At 63.7% G+C, this 20,231-nt stretch carries 20 protein-coding genes; 6 read left to right on the plus strand and 14 right to left on the minus strand.

Translation table 11 applies throughout. The features are described 5' to 3' along the window. Positions 1-115 precede the first annotated feature (115 nt). The 12 genes from ACR65K_RS17120 to ACR65K_RS17175 form a co-directional block, all read right to left on the minus strand. Positions 116-937 carry a hypothetical protein gene (locus ACR65K_RS17120; RefSeq protein ID WP_440154218.1) on the minus strand — a complete coding sequence of 274 codons (822 nt, stop codon included), beginning with the start codon at positions 935-937 and terminating at the stop codon, positions 116-118. A gap of 177 nt (positions 938-1,114) precedes the next feature. Continuing rightward, positions 1,115-2,356, minus strand: coding sequence for a hypothetical protein (locus tag ACR65K_RS17125; protein ID WP_440154219.1), 1,242 nt, complete (start codon positions 2,354-2,356; stop codon positions 1,115-1,117). Between the two features lie 118 nt (positions 2,357-2,474). Continuing rightward, positions 2,475-2,714: a toxin gene (locus ACR65K_RS17130; protein WP_440154220.1), complete on the minus strand. Its 240-nt coding sequence runs from the start codon at positions 2,712-2,714 to the stop codon at positions 2,475-2,477. Then, entirely contained in the window at positions 2,714-2,974 is a 261-nt protein-coding gene (locus ACR65K_RS17135; RefSeq protein WP_440154221.1) for a ribbon-helix-helix domain-containing protein, read from the minus strand. The genes ACR65K_RS17130 and ACR65K_RS17135 overlap by 1 nt, the downstream gene beginning before the upstream one ends. Before the next feature lie 206 nt (positions 2,975-3,180). Then, positions 3,181-3,603, minus strand: coding sequence for a DUF4913 domain-containing protein (locus tag ACR65K_RS17140; RefSeq protein ID WP_440154222.1), 423 nt, complete (start codon positions 3,601-3,603; stop codon positions 3,181-3,183). Beyond that, positions 3,596-5,365 carry a type IV secretory system conjugative DNA transfer family protein gene (locus tag ACR65K_RS17145; protein WP_440154223.1) on the minus strand — a complete coding sequence of 590 codons (1,770 nt, stop codon included), beginning with the start codon at positions 5,363-5,365 and terminating at the stop codon, positions 3,596-3,598. The genes ACR65K_RS17140 and ACR65K_RS17145 overlap by 8 nt, the downstream gene beginning before the upstream one ends. Next, on the minus strand, positions 5,365-6,984 hold the full coding sequence (locus ACR65K_RS17150) for a putative type IV secretion/conjugal transfer ATPase (protein ID WP_440154224.1): 1,620 nt from the start codon (positions 6,982-6,984) through the stop codon (positions 5,365-5,367). The genes ACR65K_RS17145 and ACR65K_RS17150 overlap by 1 nt, the downstream gene beginning before the upstream one ends. After that, positions 6,984-8,495 carry an SCO6880 family protein gene (locus ACR65K_RS17155; RefSeq protein ID WP_440154225.1) on the minus strand — a complete coding sequence of 504 codons (1,512 nt, stop codon included), beginning with the start codon at positions 8,493-8,495 and terminating at the stop codon, positions 6,984-6,986. The genes ACR65K_RS17150 and ACR65K_RS17155 overlap by 1 nt, the downstream gene beginning before the upstream one ends. 1 nt (position 8,496) lies before the next feature. Further along, positions 8,497-9,855 (minus strand): TrbL/VirB6 family protein, encoded by a 1,359-nt coding sequence (locus tag ACR65K_RS17160; protein WP_494568036.1) that lies wholly within the window; start codon positions 9,853-9,855, stop codon positions 8,497-8,499. Continuing rightward, positions 9,840-10,565, minus strand: coding sequence for a DUF8175 domain-containg protein (locus ACR65K_RS17165; protein WP_236803076.1), 726 nt, complete (start codon positions 10,563-10,565; stop codon positions 9,840-9,842). The genes ACR65K_RS17160 and ACR65K_RS17165 overlap by 16 nt, the downstream gene beginning before the upstream one ends. 12 nt (positions 10,566-10,577) lie before the next feature. Next, the gene (locus ACR65K_RS17170) at positions 10,578-10,865 is read right to left on the minus strand and encodes a hypothetical protein (RefSeq protein WP_236803075.1); all 288 of its coding nucleotides are present in this window, start codon (positions 10,863-10,865) and stop codon (positions 10,578-10,580) included. Positions 10,866-10,881: 16 nt separating this feature from the next. Continuing rightward, positions 10,882-11,475 (minus strand): DUF6668 family protein, encoded by a 594-nt coding sequence (locus ACR65K_RS17175; protein WP_236803074.1) that lies wholly within the window; start codon positions 11,473-11,475, stop codon positions 10,882-10,884. A gap of 167 nt (positions 11,476-11,642) precedes the next feature. On the opposite strand from ACR65K_RS17175, the gene ACR65K_RS17180 reads away from it, so the two are divergent. From ACR65K_RS17180 to ACR65K_RS17205, 6 genes are all read left to right on the plus strand, one after another. Next, entirely contained in the window at positions 11,643-11,915 is a 273-nt protein-coding gene (locus ACR65K_RS17180) for a helix-turn-helix domain-containing protein (RefSeq protein WP_440154226.1), read from the plus strand. Between the two features lie 33 nt (positions 11,916-11,948). After that, entirely contained in the window at positions 11,949-13,031 is a 1,083-nt protein-coding gene (locus ACR65K_RS17185; RefSeq protein WP_440154227.1) for a CHAP domain-containing protein, read from the plus strand. Further along, positions 13,028-13,543, plus strand: coding sequence for a hypothetical protein (locus ACR65K_RS17190; protein WP_440154228.1), 516 nt, complete (start codon positions 13,028-13,030; stop codon positions 13,541-13,543). The genes ACR65K_RS17185 and ACR65K_RS17190 overlap by 4 nt, the downstream gene beginning before the upstream one ends. A 6-nt stretch (positions 13,544-13,549) precedes the next feature. Beyond that, entirely contained in the window at positions 13,550-14,995 is a 1,446-nt protein-coding gene (locus ACR65K_RS17195) for a MinD/ParA family ATP-binding protein (RefSeq protein WP_440154229.1), read from the plus strand. 208 nt (positions 14,996-15,203) lie between these two features. After that, positions 15,204-15,440, plus strand: a complete 237-nt coding sequence (locus tag ACR65K_RS17200; RefSeq protein WP_236803043.1) for a hypothetical protein — start codon at positions 15,204-15,206, stop codon at positions 15,438-15,440. A gap of 228 nt (positions 15,441-15,668) precedes the next feature. Continuing rightward, positions 15,669-17,489 carry a helix-turn-helix domain-containing protein gene (locus tag ACR65K_RS17205; RefSeq protein WP_236803042.1) on the plus strand — a complete coding sequence of 607 codons (1,821 nt, stop codon included), beginning with the start codon at positions 15,669-15,671 and terminating at the stop codon, positions 17,487-17,489. 191 nt (positions 17,490-17,680) lie between these two features. Here ACR65K_RS17205 and ACR65K_RS17210 read toward each other — a convergent pair whose 3' ends face one another. Both ACR65K_RS17210 and ACR65K_RS17215 read right to left on the minus strand, forming a co-directional pair. Beyond that, positions 17,681-18,268, minus strand: a complete 588-nt coding sequence (locus ACR65K_RS17210) for a hypothetical protein (RefSeq protein WP_440154230.1) — start codon at positions 18,266-18,268, stop codon at positions 17,681-17,683. Between the two features lie 158 nt (positions 18,269-18,426). Beyond that, entirely contained in the window at positions 18,427-19,368 is a 942-nt protein-coding gene (locus tag ACR65K_RS17215; protein WP_236803040.1) for a ParA family protein, read from the minus strand. Between the last annotated feature and the right edge of the window lie 863 nt (positions 19,369-20,231).

The following is a 20,231-nucleotide window of genomic DNA, read 5'->3' on the forward strand; positions in this document are numbered from 1 at the left end:
CGCTACTGCTGCGAAGGAGCTATCCTCAGGGCTCCCAATTCCAGCTGTGGATAACCCGGATTGACCACAACTATGGCAACTTCTAGTCCCACCTTCGTGCCTTGGACTCCTGGCGTCAGGGCAATTCGTCGAGTTTGGTTCGGAGGTTCCTAAACACCGCGTCGCGCTGCTCTTGGGAGAGCTGCATCAGCGGCACATCACGCAGCTCGTCGAGGTTGAGATTGTCATCCTCTTGGTCCTCGTCCTCGAGCATGGGGAGCATGTCCTCGTAGGTCAGGACCATTATGTTGCCGTCCAGTGGCCGGAATCCGAGTTCGCCCCAGTACTTGGCAAGGGCGCGGCATTCCCTTCGGTGTTTCAGGGATCCTTCATCTGTGTCGTCCTTCAGCCCGGGTGCCGCGTGCAGGACGGTGACGACGGTCCCGCGGCCGATTGCACCGAGGATGGCCTTGAGTACTTGGTGCCCTGCCCTGTGTCCACGGAATCGCGGCTGGACGCTCACCCAGGACACGATCATCAGATCGCCTTCTACGACCGGCTCACCCTCGACGCTGAGCTGACTGGGCTCGGATCCGGCGACGATGAACGCTTCGGCGAATCGGGACAGGTCAGCGCTGTGGGCGTCCAGGGTGTCGAAGAGGTTGACGTTGCCAACGTCCGGGACGAGGTGAATACTGGCTTCGGCGACGGTGACCCGGCCTTGGGCGTCGGCGTCGAAGGTGTCGTAGTCGGGTTCGAGGATGTCAGCGTCGATGTAGGCGCGAATGCTCCATGACTGTGGGTAGTCTTCGGGCCGTTCCCAGGAGTTGGGGCGGGCGGCGTAGTCGAGGGCATACGTCAGCCGCATCCATTGAAGGGCGTTGTTGATCTCGTCGTGCTCCTCTGGCCGCGTGCCACCATCCACTTCTTTGCCGCGGGTGTGCCCGTTACCGGCCATGAGATTCCTTGCCCGCTCCCCTGACCAAGGGGTGCTTTGAATGTTGTCCAGTGTGCCGGGTTTACCGTACCCGACACTGGTCCTGGCGTGACAGTAAAGCCCTTCCGCAATTCCGGGTGACCGTTTCAGCCGGGTAGGTCCGCACGTCGAAGGGACCAGCCGGCCGAGCGTGGGTCCTCAGCCTGCGTGGAGGCCGTTGTCGGCGAGGAATTCGCGGGCACGGCCGATCTGCCGGTCGCTGGAGAAGGCGTACCAGTGTTCGCTGAGGTTCTCGCCGTGGATGATTTCCCTGAACCGGAAGAAGGCACCTTTGCCCTCGATCGCCCTCTCCAGCCGCTGTCGTAGGGCCTCATCGTGTTGCCGCCCGGCGAAGGCTGCCATGTCCCGCCAGCCATTCCCGGAACCTGTGCGGTTCAGCCGAAGCCATCGGTCCGGCTCATCCTCCACGTCGATTGCGGCGTCCTGCCCGATGATCATCGGGTCAGTGGCGGCCTCGTCGTATACCTGTCCGGTGCGCAGGTCGAGGTAGCCACCTGTGGACAGATCGGGATCCCCTTCGAGGATGATGCTGATCATTTCGAGGTCTACTGGAACGACCCTGCCTGGCAGCGGCTCGCGGCGCAGGGATGCCAGCAGGTCCTCGGCCAGCGCTTGGTCACCGGCGAAGCCGCGCCGGGTCAGCCGGTTGATGACTGACAGTGCCACGGGCTCGGCTTCCTGGCGTCTGTGCTCCAGGGCCATCGGTATGCCGGCCCCCACCTGCTGCAGGGTGTCATCGATGTCGCGTCCTGTCAGGGCTGCGAGGAAACGGGGCGCGTCTGCTGCCGCGATGGCTTCACGCATTTCGGGCAGGTCGAGCCTCGGTACCGAGACCTGTGCGGGCCATGCGTGCAGCAGCATCGGATGCGGTTCGCTCGGTTGCGCCGGGACCCGGCTCTCCCCATCATCTGTGGCCCACCGGCGCCCGTATTGGTCCGGGATGCTACCCCAGCCCCAGTAGGCCAGAGGGGAATCAGGGCGGATTCCCAATACCTCCAGCGGGTCGACCTTTGCCTCCCCGACCACGCACCGGTGCGTCCACGCGTCACCAAGGTCAAACATGAACTGGAACTCAGACCCCGGCCCCAGCGTCCGGCCGACTTTGGTAACTGCGATGTCGAGAGCTGTGGTGACCGGCCCAGCGTCGGATCCGGCCATCTCGGCTCCCGTCTCTTCGTCGGTGATGACCCGGCCGTCGGCCAAGGTGAACATTGACAGGTGCGAGCGGTCCCAACGGGCGAAGGCATCGTTGATGGCGTCGGCGAGATCCATGAAGGTGTGCGAGGGTCCGACCGCGAAGATGCGCCCCGGCCAGGGCCACAGCTCCTCACCGCGGCCACCGAGCAGTTCCACCGTCACCGATAACCAGGTTCGCGCCATACCTCCAAGGATGGCACGAACCGCTGCGGCGCCCCTTCGTCGCGTTACTGCACGGCGCCGGACGCCAGCATCCCGAAGGAGGGCGGTGCCGCGAGGAGGGAGGGCACGGGAAGTGATGTTAGGCGAGCAGGTCCAGGTACTGGGTTCGCGCTTTCATTGCATGGATCAGCAACTCATTGCCGCTGTCGAACCGAAGGACGACGAGTTCGAGCAGGCGGCCTGCGGGATCGAATCCGAGCCTCAGCTGCCGGGCCTGGCTGTCCTCGTCGAGGTCCGCAACGTACACCGCGTGATTTGCCGCGTAGATCCCGTCCTCTGCGCTGATGCCGTGTTTAAGAGCCGATGTATGCGCCTGCACTACGCCGCGCTGATCCACGCCCGGACAGCTGCGCGGATTGCCTCCGAACGGCTCAGGTGGTCATGCTCGGCTCGAGCAGTGAGCTCTTGGAGCAGTGAGGCATCCATGCGCACCGGCACCACTTCGCCGGGGCCCTCACCAACGGGGCGGCGGCCTCGCTTGCGTAGTTGCTCGACTGGATAGCCACGCTCAGCCTCGTCGGCCCACGCTTGGATCACCTCATCAGTGACCGGCATACCGTTGATCTTCTCATCACTCACATTCAAATCGTAATACGAAATTGATACTGATTGAAGGTCCTGACGAAAACTCGCTGCCCACAGGCGGGGACAATCCTTTATGGGTTATCCACCGCTACGGCTGCTGAGGGAGCTTTCCCGATGGCTCCCGGTTCCCAGCCGTGGATAACCCGGATTGACCCCAACTATGGACAGCCCGCGTGGTCACCTTGAGTATCGGTACTGGTTCAGAACAGCCCGGGGGGCGGTTTCTCGCAGGGCAGAGGGGCGAGTTTGGCGCGGTGGCCGTCGTCTGGGGTGCAGCCTTTGAATGGGCCGTCGGTTGAGAGCAGAACGGACATGTGGTGGTCTGCGTGGTCGCGCCACCAGACGCTCATGCCCGTGGTGCCGTCCAGGCGCAGGAACTCCCAAGCCCGCCAGAGCGCTTCGAGGCGGCTGATCGTTTCGGCGTGCTTCCACCACTGCGGGCACCAGGTCACACCGCCTTGCACGTTGAGTTGCCGGCGGTAGCTGGTGGCCAGCTTGTTGCTGACGAATTCGGCGACGTTCGGGTAGAACAGTTCGGGTGCGTCCCCTTCGTCCTCGGACGGCTCAGTGGGGGCTGCGGTGTCTCCGAGTTCGTCGTCCCACTCCCCCAAGCCATCACTCATTTGAGACACCCGCTGCGATCCACCGGCTCCCGGCCGCGGCCGTGGGCTTGTTGGCCGGGTCGTGTGCGGTGATGGAGGCCCGGACCGCATCAGCCTGCGGACCGCTCATCCAAGGCACCGTCTCCAACAGGGCGGCTGGGGCGCCGGAGGCGAACATGATGGCGCGCCCGCGGGGGAACGCGGCGAGGTCGGAGACGTCCAGGGTGCGTTCCTTGCGGTCATCGTCGTGGCTGTAGGAGGTGCCTTGTTTGGAGCGGCTTCTGGTCATGTTGGAGTACCGGTACTCGCCAACCAGCTGCGCGAGCTCGTTCAGGAACTCGGCTTCGGCGACGCCGCCGCCGTAGACCTTGATGTTGGAGGCGCTCCAGAGTTTGCGCATTCCGTCGCGGCCCCATACCTCGACGCCTTGTGACCAGGATTGGAGGATGGTCATCAGGACGATGCCGCGGGAGCCGTAGTGGCTGTAGAGGTTTGGCAGTTCGCGCCAGCGGCAGACGTTGGCTGCTTCGTCTAGAACACCGACCATGGGTGTGGCGAGCCGGCCGCCGGGCGAGTGGACGGCCAGTTCTTCGGCGGCCTCGACTGTGGCCACGGTCAGCGCGGTCACGAGTGGGCCTGCCGTGCCTTTGCCTTCTTTGGACAGGCTGTACAGGGTGCCCTTGGAGCGGACGAACGCTGCCGGGTCGAACTGCGGCCGCTCATCCTTCTCACCCTGGGGTGTCACCCAGCGGGCGACCTGGCGGTTCGTGAGGCAGGAGGCCATCTGCAGTGCCGTGCCGTACACGCCCCCGCGCTGCTTCTCGGGGGCGTTGATGACGCCGCCGACGGCGTTGGAGGTCTGGGTGAAGCCGTTGGCTTTGAGGATGTCCACCGCCTCGTCGTCCGCGGGCCGGGTCAGCCAGGTGTGCACCTGCGTGATCGGCCGGCCGTCGAGAGCTGCGGCAAGCAGGAGCCCGGCAAGAAGATCCTGGCCGGCGGGATCGAAGTAGGCGTCCGTTTTGGCATCCGGGCCACGGGAACCGGCTGCGAAGTGGTCGGCCAGCCGGGCCGCCTTCACTTCATCGGTGACGTAGGAGAGGGGGTTCCACCACCAAGAAGGTTCCTCGAGTGCGACGGACTGCGGGTCGAACACCCACACCGGCCCCTCGGCGTCGCGGACGTCGCGGGTTCCGTCAACGATGTCCCGCTTGTTCGAGGTCACCAACGCCGCTCCCGGGGCGGCGAGGATCGCCGGAATCGCCCGGGACGTCGTTTTACCCGTTCTGGGCCCCCAGATGTCGATGTGCATGTCTTCCCAGGATCCGTAGACCATCTGCCCGCCGAGGACGGTCTTACCGACCGGGACACCGGGTGATCCTTTCACTCCGAGACGTTCAGCCGTGGCCGTGGCACCGCGCAGGCTCAGGGCGCGCAGGTCCTTAGCCTTGGCCATGTGCTGGGCTGCTGCGTCCACACGCGAACGCTTGGACCGTCGGCTCAGCACCGCACGGACCACCAGGACGGCCACCAAGATGATGAGGATGCCGAAGGCGATCAGGACCCAGGTGGCGGCCGCGGGCCACGTGACCTTGTGCGAGAGCAGACCGAAGACCAGTTCAAACGGGTTCGCGGGCAGAGCCTGGCCGTCATTGGACAGCATCGATCCCACGTGCACGGCCCCGGCCACCGAGCCGACACCGAGCACCACGACGGTGATGAAAATCCAGAGCAGGATGGTTCCGGTATCCAGCCGGGAACGCTTTTCGCTGTTTGGTGCACCCATCAGTTGTCCCCTTCGCCGTTCCTACTTATCGTCCAGCGCTTGTTCGTATCGTGCAGTTTCTCTTCGACGCTGGTTAGCTTGAGGGCGACCGGGATCCCGGGGCGGCCGCCGACTTTGAAGAGGAACTTCCCCAAGCCCGGGCGGACCCGTTTGCGGGATCCGCCGACGTCGGTCCATGACCCCGGGTCAGCCCATGAGATGAGCCGAGCCTGCTCGGCCCGGGAGAGGGTGACGGCTTTGTTGAGCTTTTCCATTTCTGCTCCGGGAAGCGCCCCGCAGACGACCATGCCGGAGCGTTCGACGAAGCCGCGGGCTTTCATCCGTTCAGATTCGGTGGGCAGGGCTTCGAGATCGCTCATGGTGTGGGTGATCATGGCCTGCCCGACGCCCTCGGTCCGGTTCAGACGGGTAAGCGAGTCAACCCGGTCAACCATGCCTTCCCCGGACCGCAGGGCCCGCCACAGTTCGTCCATGACGACGAAGTAGTTACGGCGCGGTTCCAGACCGGCATCGGCCAGGGTGTGGGCGACCTGGACGGTCGCGAACCCGGTTGACCAGCAGGCCAGCAGGCAGGCCGCCTGGATGTCGCGCTGGGTGTCGGAGATCCCTGAGAGGTCGAAGACCACGGGTTTGGTGAGGTCCATCGGCTGGTCGGTGGGCTGGGAGAACATGTCCGAGAACCTGCCCGAGCCGTCGAGGGAGTACAGCGACTGGCGCAGCTGGTCGGTCGCGTCGAGGTAGCGGCCCATGTCGCCACGGTCCAGGGCGATGGCCCGGAGCTCGTCGGGGGCGGCTTTGATGACCTCGATCAGGTCCCCGATCAGGGGAACGCGGTCCAGGCGCTCGTCCAGGATGTGCAGTGCCCGGTCAATCAGGGATTCCTCGTGGGCGCTGGGCTTGGCGTTCCGCACGATGGTGATCAGCGCGGTGATCATGTTCAGGCGCCGGTTGTGCGAGTCGGCCATCAGCTGTTCGGCCAGCTTCTCCGCCTTCACCGCCGCCGCGAGCAGCGGCGCGGCCGCTGCCTGGTCACCATCTGGATCGTTCAGGGTCCGGTTAGCTGCGGCGCGGTGTTCCTCGGCTGAGGCGAGCAGCCTGACAGCTGCACCGGTGGCTTCACCGGGGTCCAGGACGTTCAAGTGCCCGCGCCCGGGGCCCAGACTGATGACCTGCCCGCCGAGGGCTTCGATCAGGTCAACGTAGTCCGGCTTCAGGTCACCGAGGATCAACGGGTTGATGCTCCGGCCTGCCAGGCCCAGGACGATGTGCCGGACCAGGGTGGACTTGCCGTAGTGCGGCAGGCCGAGGACGAACATGGAGGGGTTGTTGATCATGCCGTGCATGAACCAGCTGATCGGATCTGCCCCGAAGGGCGCTCCGGTGTCGGTGTGAACGCCGATCGGCACTCCCAGGATCGGGGTGCCGGAGCCGCCAACGAACGGCCAGAGACCGCAGACCTGGACCGAGGTTCCGCGCCATTCATCGGCTGCCGTGACGTACACAGCTTCGCCCTGTCCGCGGCCCCGCCAGCCCCGCAGGCCCGGGCGGCGGGCGACCGCGGCCGCAAGCTTCGTGGCAGGAGCTTTAGTGTGCTGGTGCTTGGTGCGGCTGCCGAACATCACATGGCCTCGCGGATCTCTTCGGGAACCTTCAAGTGCTTGGGCAGGACCAGCCCCAGTGGCAGGGACGCGGCAAAGGCGGAATCCTGTGAGCCATAGGCGCGGCGCAACAGCAGACGTGCCGACGGGCCGAGGTTGCCCTCCACGACGGCGACGGCGTCCTCAAGGTCGCGGGAGGACAGGACTGTGGCGGTGACGACCATGCCGAAGTTGACCAGCCCGGCGCCCTTGGCTTCCTCGGCTGCGGTGGCCTGCGCCGCACGGGCGTCGACCAGGGCGCGGGCGGTGGGCCGGTTGGTCGAGGAGGCCCGGGTCAGGGCGCTGGTCTGGTCCGACTCCACGATGGCGGCCGCGCGGCCGGCTTCGATCGGCCGGTACAGCAAGGTGACTCGCTTGCGGGCGATCTCCCCGTGCGGGGCCATCAGGCGGGCCAGTGCTGATGCGAGGATGTGTCCGCGGGGTGCGCCCGTCATCGTCCAGGACACAGAGTGCCCGGAATCGTGGCGGTAGCCGTCCCAGTCGGATTGGTGGGCGGACGGTCCGACATCGCTCCAGTCCAGGTCAACGGGTGTGCCCTGGTAGTGGGCTTCATCGATGAGCCGGGCTGCTGCAGGGTCGTATGCGACCCGAACGACCTCACATAGTTCCTGGGCGTTCAACGGCGCGCACGCGCCGGCGCCGGTGGATTCCAGCCGTTCGGTCAGGCTGGGAAGACGCGATGCGAGATCCTTTGCGATCTCCTCTGCGGTGCGCCTTTTGCCGCCGGCCCGGGCGGCGGCGCTGAACGTCAGTGCAACCCAGGCACGGATCGTGGCGGATCCCTGCGGGTAGGTCTCCAGCGCCTCTCGGAGCATGGCCTTGGCAATGTCCGGGGCGTCCTCGTGGATGTTCGATTCAACTTCCCGGCGCAGCCGTGCGCCGGAGTCGGGTGCGGTTTCGACCGTGACGGATGCTGCGACGACGGCGGGTTCATTCGATAGCGAGGCCAGCCAGCCGCCCCAGTTCGCCACCCAGGCATCAATCTGCTCGGGATCAACCAGGGAGGCCCCGTCGGGCTGGGTGCCGAAGACCACCGTGTAGTGGGAGGTGGCGGGAAGGTGGATCAGGGCGAACGGGCGGCCGTAGGAGTCGCTGAACTCGTACAGCCTGGATCCGGCAGAGATTCCAGGCAGCTGGAACTCGCCCCAGGGCGTCAGTCCCAACGGGCCGGAGCGGTAGATGTTGGCCTTCCTGCGCCGCGCCGAGCGGAACGCCAGCCGGGCGAACGCCCTTTCCCCCACGGACTTGTTGTGCTTGTCGGTCACCGAGACGACGGCCAGCGCCACCCCAAGGATGAGCAGCGAGACCAAGCCTGGGAACCAGCCACCGACGAAGAGACAGATCACCGTGATAATGAGGCCAACAAACAAACCGGCTGTTGCCAGCCCACCGAGGGTGCCGATGCCGGCCTTACGCGGCCGCCGCCAGTTACCGTAGGTCGGTTCCCTATAGGTGTTCTCAATAGCTGCCATCTCAGGCACCCCCCGTGGATTCTTCGCTCATATCTTTGATCGCCCCGGAAGCGGCCTGGCCGGCTTCGACGCCTTTCTGCGCGGCCAATACCGCGACACCGCCGGCACCCGCACCCGCCACTGCTGCACCGCCGGCCGCCGCTCCGCTGGACGCAGTTCCGCTGGCGGCACCGGAAGACGTTGCCGGCGCGGTTCCGGGTTGCGCACCCGTGGCTCCCGAACCCCGGGCGCCGTTCTTTCCTGCCATGCCAGAGCTTCCTGCTGTTCCCTGGTCTCCAGTCCCCGAGGGGCCCTGCGATCCAGGGCTCTGGCTTGACGTGCTGTGAGTCGTCATCGAGCTGGTGGATGAGCCGCCGCCTCGCCCGGCACTGCCCATGCTGATAGCACCTGAAGCCAGCGCACCGACCGTTCCCGCAGCCAACGCTCCACCGCCACCAGTGACAGCACCCACCATGGGGGTGACGAACCGCATGAGGGCCGGCATGGCAAACAGGGCAATGATCATCAGAGCCAGTCCGGTGACCGTTGCCAGGAGCGCGGAGCCGAAGTCTTTGCCGTCACCAACGTTTCCGAAGATCTTGCTGCCGCTGAGCTGGAAGGCCGTCGCGTAGATAATGGCGGCCGCGGGCTTGTAGAGAATGAAAGCGATCAGCCAAGCTGTGCACTTCTGGAACCAACCCCTGCCGGCCTCGGTGTTGCTGAAAGCTGCAGCCGTAGGGAAGATCCCTGTCAGGATGACGAGAAGGCCACCGCGGATAATCATGAGCACGATCTGCATTACGGATGCCAGAATCGCGATGAGCCCCAGGAGGATGATCATGATCGACCCGATCGGGCTGGTGGCCGAGAGCGCCAATAGGGCGGTGATGTTTTCGTTGAACGAGGTCCCGTTTGTGGAGTTGGTGATGATCCAGGCTGAGAACTGATCCGCCGCGACTGTCAGCAGTCCCACTGCTGCTACACCAGCGCCGGAGACGACGATTAGGGTCGCCAGCGAACGCACCAGATCCCGCAAGGGTGCACCCCTGCGCTCAATCGTCATCTTGGCTGCACCCACGAGGACAGACATCACAGCCAGGGAAGCCGTCCAGAAGTAGAGACTGTTCTGCAGGAACAACACCGGGTCACTCGCGGTGGACCCTCCCGGGGCTGCGGTTAGAGCGGGAGTTCCCACGTTCAGCCAAAATGTCCCCAGCGTCTTGACCACATTCCCAACTGCGTCTGCGATTGCCTGGGCCATGTTCTTGACCGCGTCATTGGCACGATCATTTGCCCAGTCTGAAACGACGCATCCAACTTCCCACGGTTTGCAGGGCTGCCCGTTCTCATTGGCGGAGAACAAAGTTAGACACCCGCCCAACTAATGAAGCCGTTCAAATCAGAGAGCTGTCGTGCTTCTGTCATGCCGGTGGCTGGCAGAACCCATTTCCAATCTCCCCCTTGCCACTGCATTGCAACGGGCACTGACCCCACGCTGCCGTTTGCTGCTTTGAGGCCGTATTCAACGACGGCTCGATTGCCGGCGTAGTCCACGATCTTGTAACCCGCGATCTGAAAAGGTGCCGTCGTCGGGGCATTGGTCGGTGGCTCCGCCAGCATCTTGTCTCGTTCCGGTCCCTCGACCACGAGATGCTGAGCCAATAGGTCCGGACGTCCCGAACTTCCGAGAACAATCATGTTTGCCCCGGCAAACAACGCTCCGGTGGGTGAGTGTGCGAAGCAGGAGCGGAGGCCATTGGCTTCGGTCTTGCCGGGGCCGAACTGCGTGGGAGATGTGGGTGCGGCGATTTTGCCGACCAGTTCCCATTTGGTGTCAGTGGGCGTGGTGGCTGGTTTGGCTTGGTCGCTGGAGGGCAGCCCGCAGACGCTGGCGGCCGCTGCGGCGCTGGGCTGGGTGCTGGCTGTGGTGGGTCCGGAATTGCTTGGTTCGGCTGTCGGGGTTCCTCCGCCTTTTGGGAGTAGGGCCAGGACGATCCCGAGCGCGACTATGATCGCCACGACAACGGCCGAGATGATGAACTTAGGTTTGGTCAGCGGGTTCTGGTCTTCGTTCACTGTCGGTTCAGTCATGGCTTCCGCTCCTTAGACCAGGAGGCCTACGACGGCACTCGCGGAGCTTGCCAGGGCGCAGCCGGCCAGGACCCACCCGAGGGCGGCGGCGTGCTCACCACCCTGACCGCGTTTGTTGTTGATCATCATCGCTCCGGCCGTGATCAGGATGCCGGCGACGGCCAGGCCGAAGACGACCCAGGCGATCCATTTGAGGATCGTCAGCAGGCCTGCAGAGCCGGGAGGGGCCTCGCCCGTGCCGGGGTTGGGTATTTCGGTGATGGCAAAGCTGGACCATTCGAGGGCTTTGGAGAGCAACATTTATGGGTTCTTCTTTCTACTTGGCAGGGTGTCCGGCAGCGGCAGTTACGGCGAGGCGCACCTGCTCAAGGACGGTGCGGGCTTCTTTGGGAAGTTCTTCAGGGGCAACGTCGTGGCCATACCGCCATGGGTCCACCCAGGGGAAATGCCAGACGTGGGGCACTCCCCCGCCAACGACGCGGGAGAAGTCGCGGATCTCTTTGGGGAGCCGTCCGGGGGCGTCCGCCACGACGACGAGACCAGCGACCTGTATCCCGGGAAGCGACCGTGATGCCCATTCCGTTGCGGCCAGGCGTGCCGCGCGGAGGCCAGGGACATTGGAACGGGCAACCAGGACAACGACGGAGCCGGCTGGCGTCAAAGGCCAGTGATGCCCGGCTGCCTTGGTGCTCTTATCCAGCCGTGCGAGCGAGGTCTCGCCCGCGCCGCCGTGGACCCCAAGCCACCAAAACCCCGGCGCCCTCCCGGAGACGTCCCGTCGAGGAAGCCGGTCCGCGTGGTCCGGCTGCGGGACACTCAGCTGCGGCCTCGTCGCCCCCGCAGGGACGAAGGATGGCACTTCCGGGATGGCTAAATCAGGTTCGTCGATAGTGTCTGCGCCGAGCGTCACCCAGCGATTCTTTGAGACCGGCATTTCACATCCCCTAGTAATGTCCGCAAAGATCGTATCGGTACCATCCGACATGAAAGGCCAACGGTGACCCCGAACAACAGCTTTAGTACCTTTCAGTCACTCCCAGTACATCACAGTACCAATTTATGGTTTACGATGGCTTCATGCGGTGGGACGGACTGAGCGTGGACCCGAAGTACCTGGAAGCTCTCTTCGCCAAGTACCCGGAGCGTCTGACGCCCCAGGACCTCGAAGAGATCTTCGGGCTCTCCCGAAACACCGTCTACCGCTGGCTCCAAACCGGAGTGATTCCTGCTTACCAAGTCGAGAAGACATGGTTGATCGCCAGAGATCAAGTCAAAGACTGGGTCTGGGAAAACCGGAACACTCTGCGGAAGGGCCAGACACCGGAAGTGAACGAGGACCAGCAGCAGTAGCGCGAAGCGGCCGAGCGAATGTGAGGGGGACACATGCAATCACGAACGAGCGCGCCTGCGCTGGTCGCCGGTGCCGTCCTTGCCCCCATCGGGCTGGTGTTGTCCATCATCCTGTTCGGCGGCGGCTCCCAGGCCGCGGCCGATGTGTGTTCAGCGACCGGGCCCGGCGTCAGTGTTGACGCGAACAGGCTGCCCAAGGTAGCCGTGGCCGGTTATGAGGGCGAGCAGCTGAAGAACGCGGCACTGATCATTAACGCCGGCAAGTCCGTTGGGGTGTCTGTCCGGGGGCAAACGACCGGTGTCATGACGGCCATGGGAGAGTCAGGGCTTCGCGTCCTGGACCACGGCGACGGTCCCGGACCCGACTCCCGGGGCCTGTTCCAGCAGCGCGACAACGGCGTCTGGGGCACCTACCAGGACCGCATGAACCCCACGGCATCCGCCACCAACTTCTTCAAGGCCCTCCAGAACATCAACGGCTGGGAACAGCTCGAACCCACCACGGCCGCCCACAGGGTCCAGCGCAACGCCGACCCGTTCCACTACCAGACCTACTGGCCGGCCGCCGTGGAAGTCGTCGCCGCCCTGGGCGACGTCACCATCACCGACGCCGGGGGCACAAGCTCCTGCGGCATCCCTGGTGAGTCCGGTAAAGGCGATGACCTGCCGTGGCGCACCTCGCAGATCTACGCGGCATCCCCGTTGGGGATGTTCAACCGCGAATGCGTTGACTTCGCCCTCTGGCGGGTCAACCAGCAGCTCGGCAGCACCACCGCCCCCTACAGGGCCTTGAACGGCACCTTCCGACCCGACGGCGCCCTCCTCGGCTCCGCCCTGACCTGGAAGGACGGTTGGGACGCCAAAGGCTGGCCCACCGGCAAAGCGCCGCGCGTCGGCGCGGTCGTCTGGTACTCCCCCGGCACCGGAGGCGCCGACGGTACCTACGGACACGTCGCCATCGTCAAAGCCGTCAACGGTGACGGCAGCTTCCTGGAAGAGGGCTACAACGGCAACCCTGCCCCGAACGATCACACCTACTACACCCGAACCGTAGAGAACGGCACTCCCAGCGCGTTTCTCTACCTGCCCGGCAGCGACTCACCGGAGGAACCATGAAACGCACCCTGACAGCACTCACGGCACTGCTCCTGTGTACGGCATGCGCGCCGACAGCCGCTACCACGCCGACGGAACCGGCGCCCAGCACGTCCACCACCGCGCCGGCCACCCTCAGCGCAGGCGGCAAACCCCAGGCACCCGGCGCCACAGCACCGGCCACCCTCGGCATCGCCTGGGACGAGGCAAGCAAAACAACCGCGCTGGAAACCGCGACCAAGGCCATGACGCTCTACGCCCGCCCCACCGTCACCGACAAGCAATGGATCCAGGAAATCGGCCAGCTCCTGACCGCCCAAGCAACCGCCGACTACCAATACGTTGACCCGGCCAACATCCCGGTCACCAGGATCACCGGAACGGGCCAGCTCAGGATCGATGAGAACAACGGTTTCGGCTGCCAGGTCGTCTTTCCCACCGATGCCGGCGACTACAACGTACAGCTGCTCCGCAGCGCAGCCGACAAACCCTGGCAGGTCAACCGCTTCACACCCCCCAGCGGCACAAAGTAAGGACAGATGATGGAAACCCAAGCGCTCGACTTCCCCAAGATCAACGCCGTCCTACGCACCAACGGAACCGGCGAAGTCACCATCAACGGAACCTCCCACGCGATCGAAGCCGCCAACGAAGCCGCCGTCCTCAACGATGCGCTCCGCCTCATCACCGAAACCGCTGCCCAGCTCGGCCGACCCGTCCGCGTCAGCACCACCGACCCCGACGGGCAAGGCCTCATCATCGTCTCCCCCGACGGCGTCGTCAGCGAAGCAACTCCGATCAAGCCCACCCCGAAGCGGGAGCAGGACCGTCTGCCCGTCAAGGCCGCCCCCTCACCTGAGCCGGCAAAGGCCGCGACCGTGCCCGCTCCGGCCCCCGCCGCCCCCTCACTCGTGGAAACGCCCTCACAACCAGCCGACGCTCCGCCGGTGATCTTCGGTGCAGCAGTCACGGCCGCACCCGTCCAGGAGCCGACAGCGGCCTCCACGCCACTCGCCGAGGAGCCTGCCCCCCCGCGCAGCCTCAAAGACACCTCATTCCTCGTCAGCGCGCCCGTCCTCCAGCCGGCCACGCGCGGGTGGCGTGGCGCTCTCAGCCGCCTCGGCTTCCGCATGGCCCCCTCCCCAGAAGAACTGGCCGAACGCGAAGACATCCGCACAGTAAGCCAGCACTGGCCCGGCCCCCGCACCGTTGCCGTCGCCAACCGCAAGGGCGGAGCGAACAAGACACCCACCGTCGTCATGCTCAGCGCGATCCTGGCCCGCTACAGCGGCGCAGCGACCATCGCCTGGGACAACAACGAATCACAAGGCACGCTGGGCTGGCGCACTGAACAGGGCGGCCACAACAACAGCGTCCTGGATCTCATCGACTCATCAAAGGCGCTGCTCTCCCCCAGCGCCCAAGCAGCCGAGATCGCCCGGTTCGTCCACCACCAGACTGCAGACAAGTTCGACGTCCTGCGCTCAGACGAAAACGACGAAGGCGACCACGAAGTAACCGCCGAAGAAGTCGACATCGCCCACCAGGTACTCACTCGCTATTACCGGCTCATCGTCATGGACTCCGGAAACACCGCCCGCGCCGCCAACTGGCGCCGCATGATCCACCACACGAACCAGCTCGTCGTTCCCGTAACAGCGATCGAAGACCGAGCCGAAGCTGCCCGTCTGACCCTTCAAACCCTCCAATCCCGTGGTGGCCACGACGCCGAACTGGCCCGGAACGCCGTCGTCATCGTCTCCGAGTCCACCGATGCCAAACGAAGTATGAGCGGTGACGCGCTCAAGCGCGCCAAGGACGAAGCTCAGAGGATTGCCGAGGGCTTCGCCCCGCACGTACGGGCCGTGGTCCGCATCCCCTACGACCCCGCGCTGGTTAACGGCCCCATCCGCTACGACGCCCTCCAACCGGTCACCCAGCGCGCGTGGCTCGCCGCGGCTGCCGCTGTGGCCAAGGGTTTCTAAGCGACGCCGATGGTCCCCGCCCTAAGAAATGCCAGAGCAACACGTCACAATGGCGACACGGTCCCGTTTTCTGAAAACAAATCCCTAAGGGTTTAGTTGGCCGGTGATAGTTTCGGAGCAGTCACAGGGATGAGGTGTCCTGGTGGCAGGCAAGACAACGATGAAGCTGTAGCCGTTCAAACGGCTACAAAATCAAAGGACACAGCAAATGACGGCAGTAGCAGTTAATCGAGGCGGCGGGCGCCCCAGCAAAGGCCTGCGTAAGTTCATTGGTTTTCGCTCACCCGAACCCACCGCTGACGGTATCGCCAAAGTGGCAGCTCATAAGGGCCTGACCGTCACGGAGTACCTTCTGTCTGTTGTCGAGCCACAGCTGAAGGAAGATCTGGCCGCCCTCGATCATGATGACTACCAGCAGGAGCTGCCCATCCGTATGGCCTCATAACAAAAGAAGGCCCGCATTAGGCGGGCCTTCGAAGCTTGAGACTTACCCTCTGGATTGCTTGCCGGCGGATCAGATTGTAAGTCGTGGAGAGCCTGTGAAGGCCATCCTTTGTGTTGCTATGAAACCGATCTGGCAGGATCGGCCCTTTTTCGTACCTCAATCCCCGAAAGGATTACTGACATCGTACATCAGCACGTCTCCGTGCTGCCAGCATGCCCGGATACTGGCGTGTCAGAGCAGCGAGATGACCCAGCTTTCGTGTGGGCAGCGCTTTCGCCACTTCTGGCAGGCCAGCCGCGCGTACGGTTGTCGCGTGATGGGGGCAGGACCTACCCGCAAAAGCACGAACGGAACCTATGCGAAGCACTCCCTTCGCTGCCGGCGGCCGTACGAATCTTCGGGAAAGACGGTACTTGTGCCGCGATATTTCTCGACTTTGACTCCTCAATAGCGGGAGTAGAAGGGGTCCAGGCCGACGTCCGCGCCGTTCAGACATGGCTGCACTCGGTCGGGGCCCGCTGGATCGAGGACTACTCCCCCAATGGCGGCCGCCACGTCTACGTCCCGCTGGCACAGCGGGTCACTTTCTCCGAAGCGCGTGATCTTGTCGAGGCGCTGGGCACCCGGTACCGGACCCTGGACAAGACCCCGCACCAGAACCTGCTCCACGGCTGCATGCGCACCCCGGGCTCACCGCACAAGCGAGGCGGCCACCAGGAGCTGGCGATGAGCCTTTCCATGGCCTACGACGTCGCCCGCCGACCCAACAGCGCCTCCGTCTGGACCGCCATGACCGAGGATCTGACCGCAGAGATCAAGGCCGTCAGGGCGCTCCGGCAGCAAGAAATCTTCACCCCTGCCATCTCGAACGCACCAGTCTTCGACCAGCCCGCCGGCCGCATGTCCCGGGCCATGCTGGTCCTCGCACAGACCGGCCTGTATGACACCAGCCGGTACGCCACCGACTCCGACGCACGCCAGGCTGTCATCGTGGCCGCAGCAGCCGCCGGCCTCGAACTCGTCGATGTTGAACGCCGGATGCTTCAGGGGACCTGGCCCGGTCTGGCCTCCTTCTACGCCCGATATGCGGCACGCCACCGGCTGCCGTCCCTACGTCGTGACTGGATGAGCGCCGTCAGCTACCTCAGCAAAACCAAAAACGAGGCCAAAGGCGAAACAAATGACAATGTCCGTAGATCCCCCACTAGCCAGCCAAGTACACAGGCGGCAGGGATAAAGGGCTCTCCCTTAGTTTCAAATCCCGATGCAGAGCATCGGTTTATTCGGACGTGGCGTAACGCCCTGCGGATCAGGGAGGTGAACTACCAGGAATCCAGGACAGGTATGGCGAGGAGGATAGTGCTGAGGTCCCTGGGGGAGGCTGCGCATATGACGGCGTCTAGGTTCGTGGAGTTTGGTGTTCGTTCCATTGCTGTGGCTACCGGCCTGGACCACACCACAGTGGCGATGCATCTCCGCGAATTGCGGGCGGAGAAGGATCCCTTGGTCACCCTAGTGGAGGAAGGTCGGGGAACCAAGGGAGACCTCTACATGTTGACGATTCCGGAAGAGCTGAAGACAGCGGCCGAGGATTCCAGCTGGCAGAAGGGGAAGATTCACGCCCTTCGCCCGGTCTTTCGTGAGCTTGGGCTGCCAGCCGCGTTCGTCTACGAGGCCCTGGAGCACTCCCCCGCGATGCCGACGTCAGAAATCGTACGCGTCACCAGGCTCTCTCGGTCCGCCGTGAACGAAGCCTTGGAAGTCCTGGCTGCCTGGAACCTCATTGCCCGCGGCGCCAGCCGCGCCTGGTCCACCGTTGCCGCTACGTCATTGAGGCAGCTCGCGGAGCAATTCGGGGTTCTGGAAGCTGTCGCTGCGCAGATAATGCGCTATCGAAGCGATCGGATCGTCTGGCGGGAATGGCTTGCGAAGAATGTTCATACCGTCGCAGAGCTGCTCTCCCCCGACGACGACTATCCGTGGGAGATGTTCGAGGGGCCACCCGATGAATGGTCACTGTCTGACATGGCTTTCAGTAAAACCGGATAAAGGGTCAGCGCGAGTCCTAGCAATTGTGAGTACTCCCCTGGCCTGTACACATCGACGGGGATTGTTGTGGAGGTGGGCCGCTCAAATCCTAGCAGAACCTTGCACCCCCGCTTTCGTGCCATAAGCCTTGCCATAGGTCAAACCATAAGGGCTATGGGAATCCAGGCCGCACGGCGCTGGGCGATTCAAGGTTACTCGTGTGACGTTTGTATCGACTGGATATAAAGCTTGAACACGGCCGAGACCAGGGCACTGCGTGACGGTGCGTCGAATTCGGCGACCTTTTCATCCAGCCACGCCACCTGCAGCCCGTCGAGACGGAGCTGGATCTGAATGCCAGCCTCCCCTCGTTTCCGTGGGGCGCGGCGGGGCATACCGGACTTGGTTAGTTTGGTCTCGGTGGCAAACTCCTTGGCGATCTGCTTGTCCTCGACCGTTTCGAAGGCATCGATCAATAAGTCGGCGTAGGTGGTCCGCTCCTGGTAGACGGCATCCTTGACCTGAGCCAGGAGCGCCGGAGGCAGGTAGACGCCGACGTTGCGCAGCGCTCCGGAAACCAGTTTGGAGACTGTAGGTGCGTTAGCCACCTTTTTGGCATCAGGCAGCTGTTGAGTGCCCTTGGGGGTGTTGACGGATGTTTTGGACTCTTCCTGTTCCCCTGCAACCTCAAGGGGTGCCTCATTGAGGGGTTCCTGCTGAACGGGCTGGTTATCCGCCAAAGGCTCTTCGTGGGATACGCGCGTATCAGCAGCCGGCTCGGGTGCTACTGCTAGCGGCACTTGAATAGGTTCTCGGGCCGGTGCTTCCATGGACTCTTCGGGTTTGGGTGCCGATGCAGGGGCTCCCCTCCCCCGCTTTGGAGCCAGCAACCCTTGCAGTGCTGCACCGCGGGCAGGCGCTACAGGTGCGAATGCCCCGGCAAGGCTTTGCCGGCCGCTCATGCTTGGTTCTCGCTTTCGATTTCGTTTAGTCGGGCCAGGATCTCGCCTGTCAGCTGTTCGTATTCCTCGGCTAGTCCCCCGGCATTGCGCGAGAAGAAGCCGTCCTCCGGCTTCTCCCCTGCCCGGAGCGCTTTCAGGCGGTTCTTTTGAGCGTCGGTAACGGCGCCTTCAAGTTCGTGGAAGAGCAGGCCCTTGCGGCGGGCGTCGGCGCTTGCACTCTCGAGGTTCCTGATGCGGGTTTCAAAGACTGGGGCGACGGTGCCGAGCATCTCCTCCAAGGTATCCCGGACGCTTCGTTCCAAGCGCAAGGAGCGCGGTCCGACGCCGAACAGGACTATGCCGGCCAACTGCAGCGAGGGGTTCCGATCACGTACAGCCATGAATCGGCGTGCGATGCGTTCGACACCGTCGATGCTCGCATCATCGGAGCGGGTAGGAATGACGACGGCACTGGAGATTGCGAAGGCGCCTTCTACAAGGATCCGCTCCCCCGGAGGGGTGTCGATCAGAATCAAGTCGTAGTCGTCTGCCAGCGGCGCCAGGACTGCGTAAAGCATGTCGCCGAAGTCCCCTGCGTCGGAGCGGCTGGAGCGGGACAGCATGAGGCCCTGAATGTCTTCGAGGTCCTGGCCCCCAGGGATGACGTCAAGGTTTTCGCGTACATTGCGCAGGATCATCGGTGTCGTGCCTGCGATGAGGGCTTGGAAGAATTCCCTCCCTGTCTGCCGCTCGTAACCAAGGTCGCGGGCCAGATCGCCTTGCGGGTCAAGGTCGATCAGCAGCACGCGAGAGCCCGCCAATGCCACGTATCCGCCAACGTTGGCTGCGGTGGTTGTCTTACCGACTCCGCCTTTGCCGTTCGCTAGTGAGATAACACGATCAATGGCGCGCGTCGCTTGAGATCTTGGGTTTATGGGGGTCTGCAGTGATCGTGCCATCGGCCAGCGATTCTCCTACTTGGTGGGTTGCATGTTGTCCTGATCTCAACGGTATTAGTTCTCTACTGGCAATGCTGGCAGTGACACGCATGAGCGGAATAACAGAACTTAGAGCAGGACGACTTACGTTGTGGCAGGTTGTTGGTCACGTTGTCTTTTATGCTTGTCGGCCTATGTGTCGCCAGGTGTTCCCGGCCATGGTCACATCAATGGCATCACGAGTTGGACCTCCCGATGCCCTGCCCGTAAGCCCTCTTATGGCGTATCCCGTTGTGCCCGCTATAGATTTTCCCGTCTTTGGTATGGCTCGGGCCACCATGAAGGATCCGGTGTGGTGATCCATTGATCGTCTCATGACTCACTCGGTTGCCAATTGGGCGTAACAGCAAATACGTCTAGCCGCTGGATCTCTTGTTTATCGCTTAGTAACGCATCCGTTAGCACGTCCAACAGCACGTATGGCATGACTTATGGCATGAGTAATTGTTGAGCAAAATGTAGACTGCGTAGCCCTGTGGGGCCGACAAGGAGTAGTGATTGCGCCGCCTGGCCCAACCTGGAACCACGCTAGCCATGCCGCTTGCGGCCACTGACCGGCCCCTAGTCTCGTGGTAGCGATTAACACAAGTGTGTCACTTCGGTGATTAGTCGATGACCGGGGGTTTCGGCGGGCTGCCAGGGGGAGGAGGGCTAACCCGCCCAATGGCCCGGCCTGCCCTTCGGGTCTGGGTGCGCCCTTCTAGTGTGGCACCCCGGGATAACTTCGTTCAGTATGACGCCTACTGGCTCAACTAGATCCTGTTCGTGGACGAAAGTCGCACCCAGTTCCGGTCACGCCTTTCACTGCGGTGCTTTCCGTTCGA

Source organism: Arthrobacter sp. SAFR-179 (assembly GCF_059414945.1).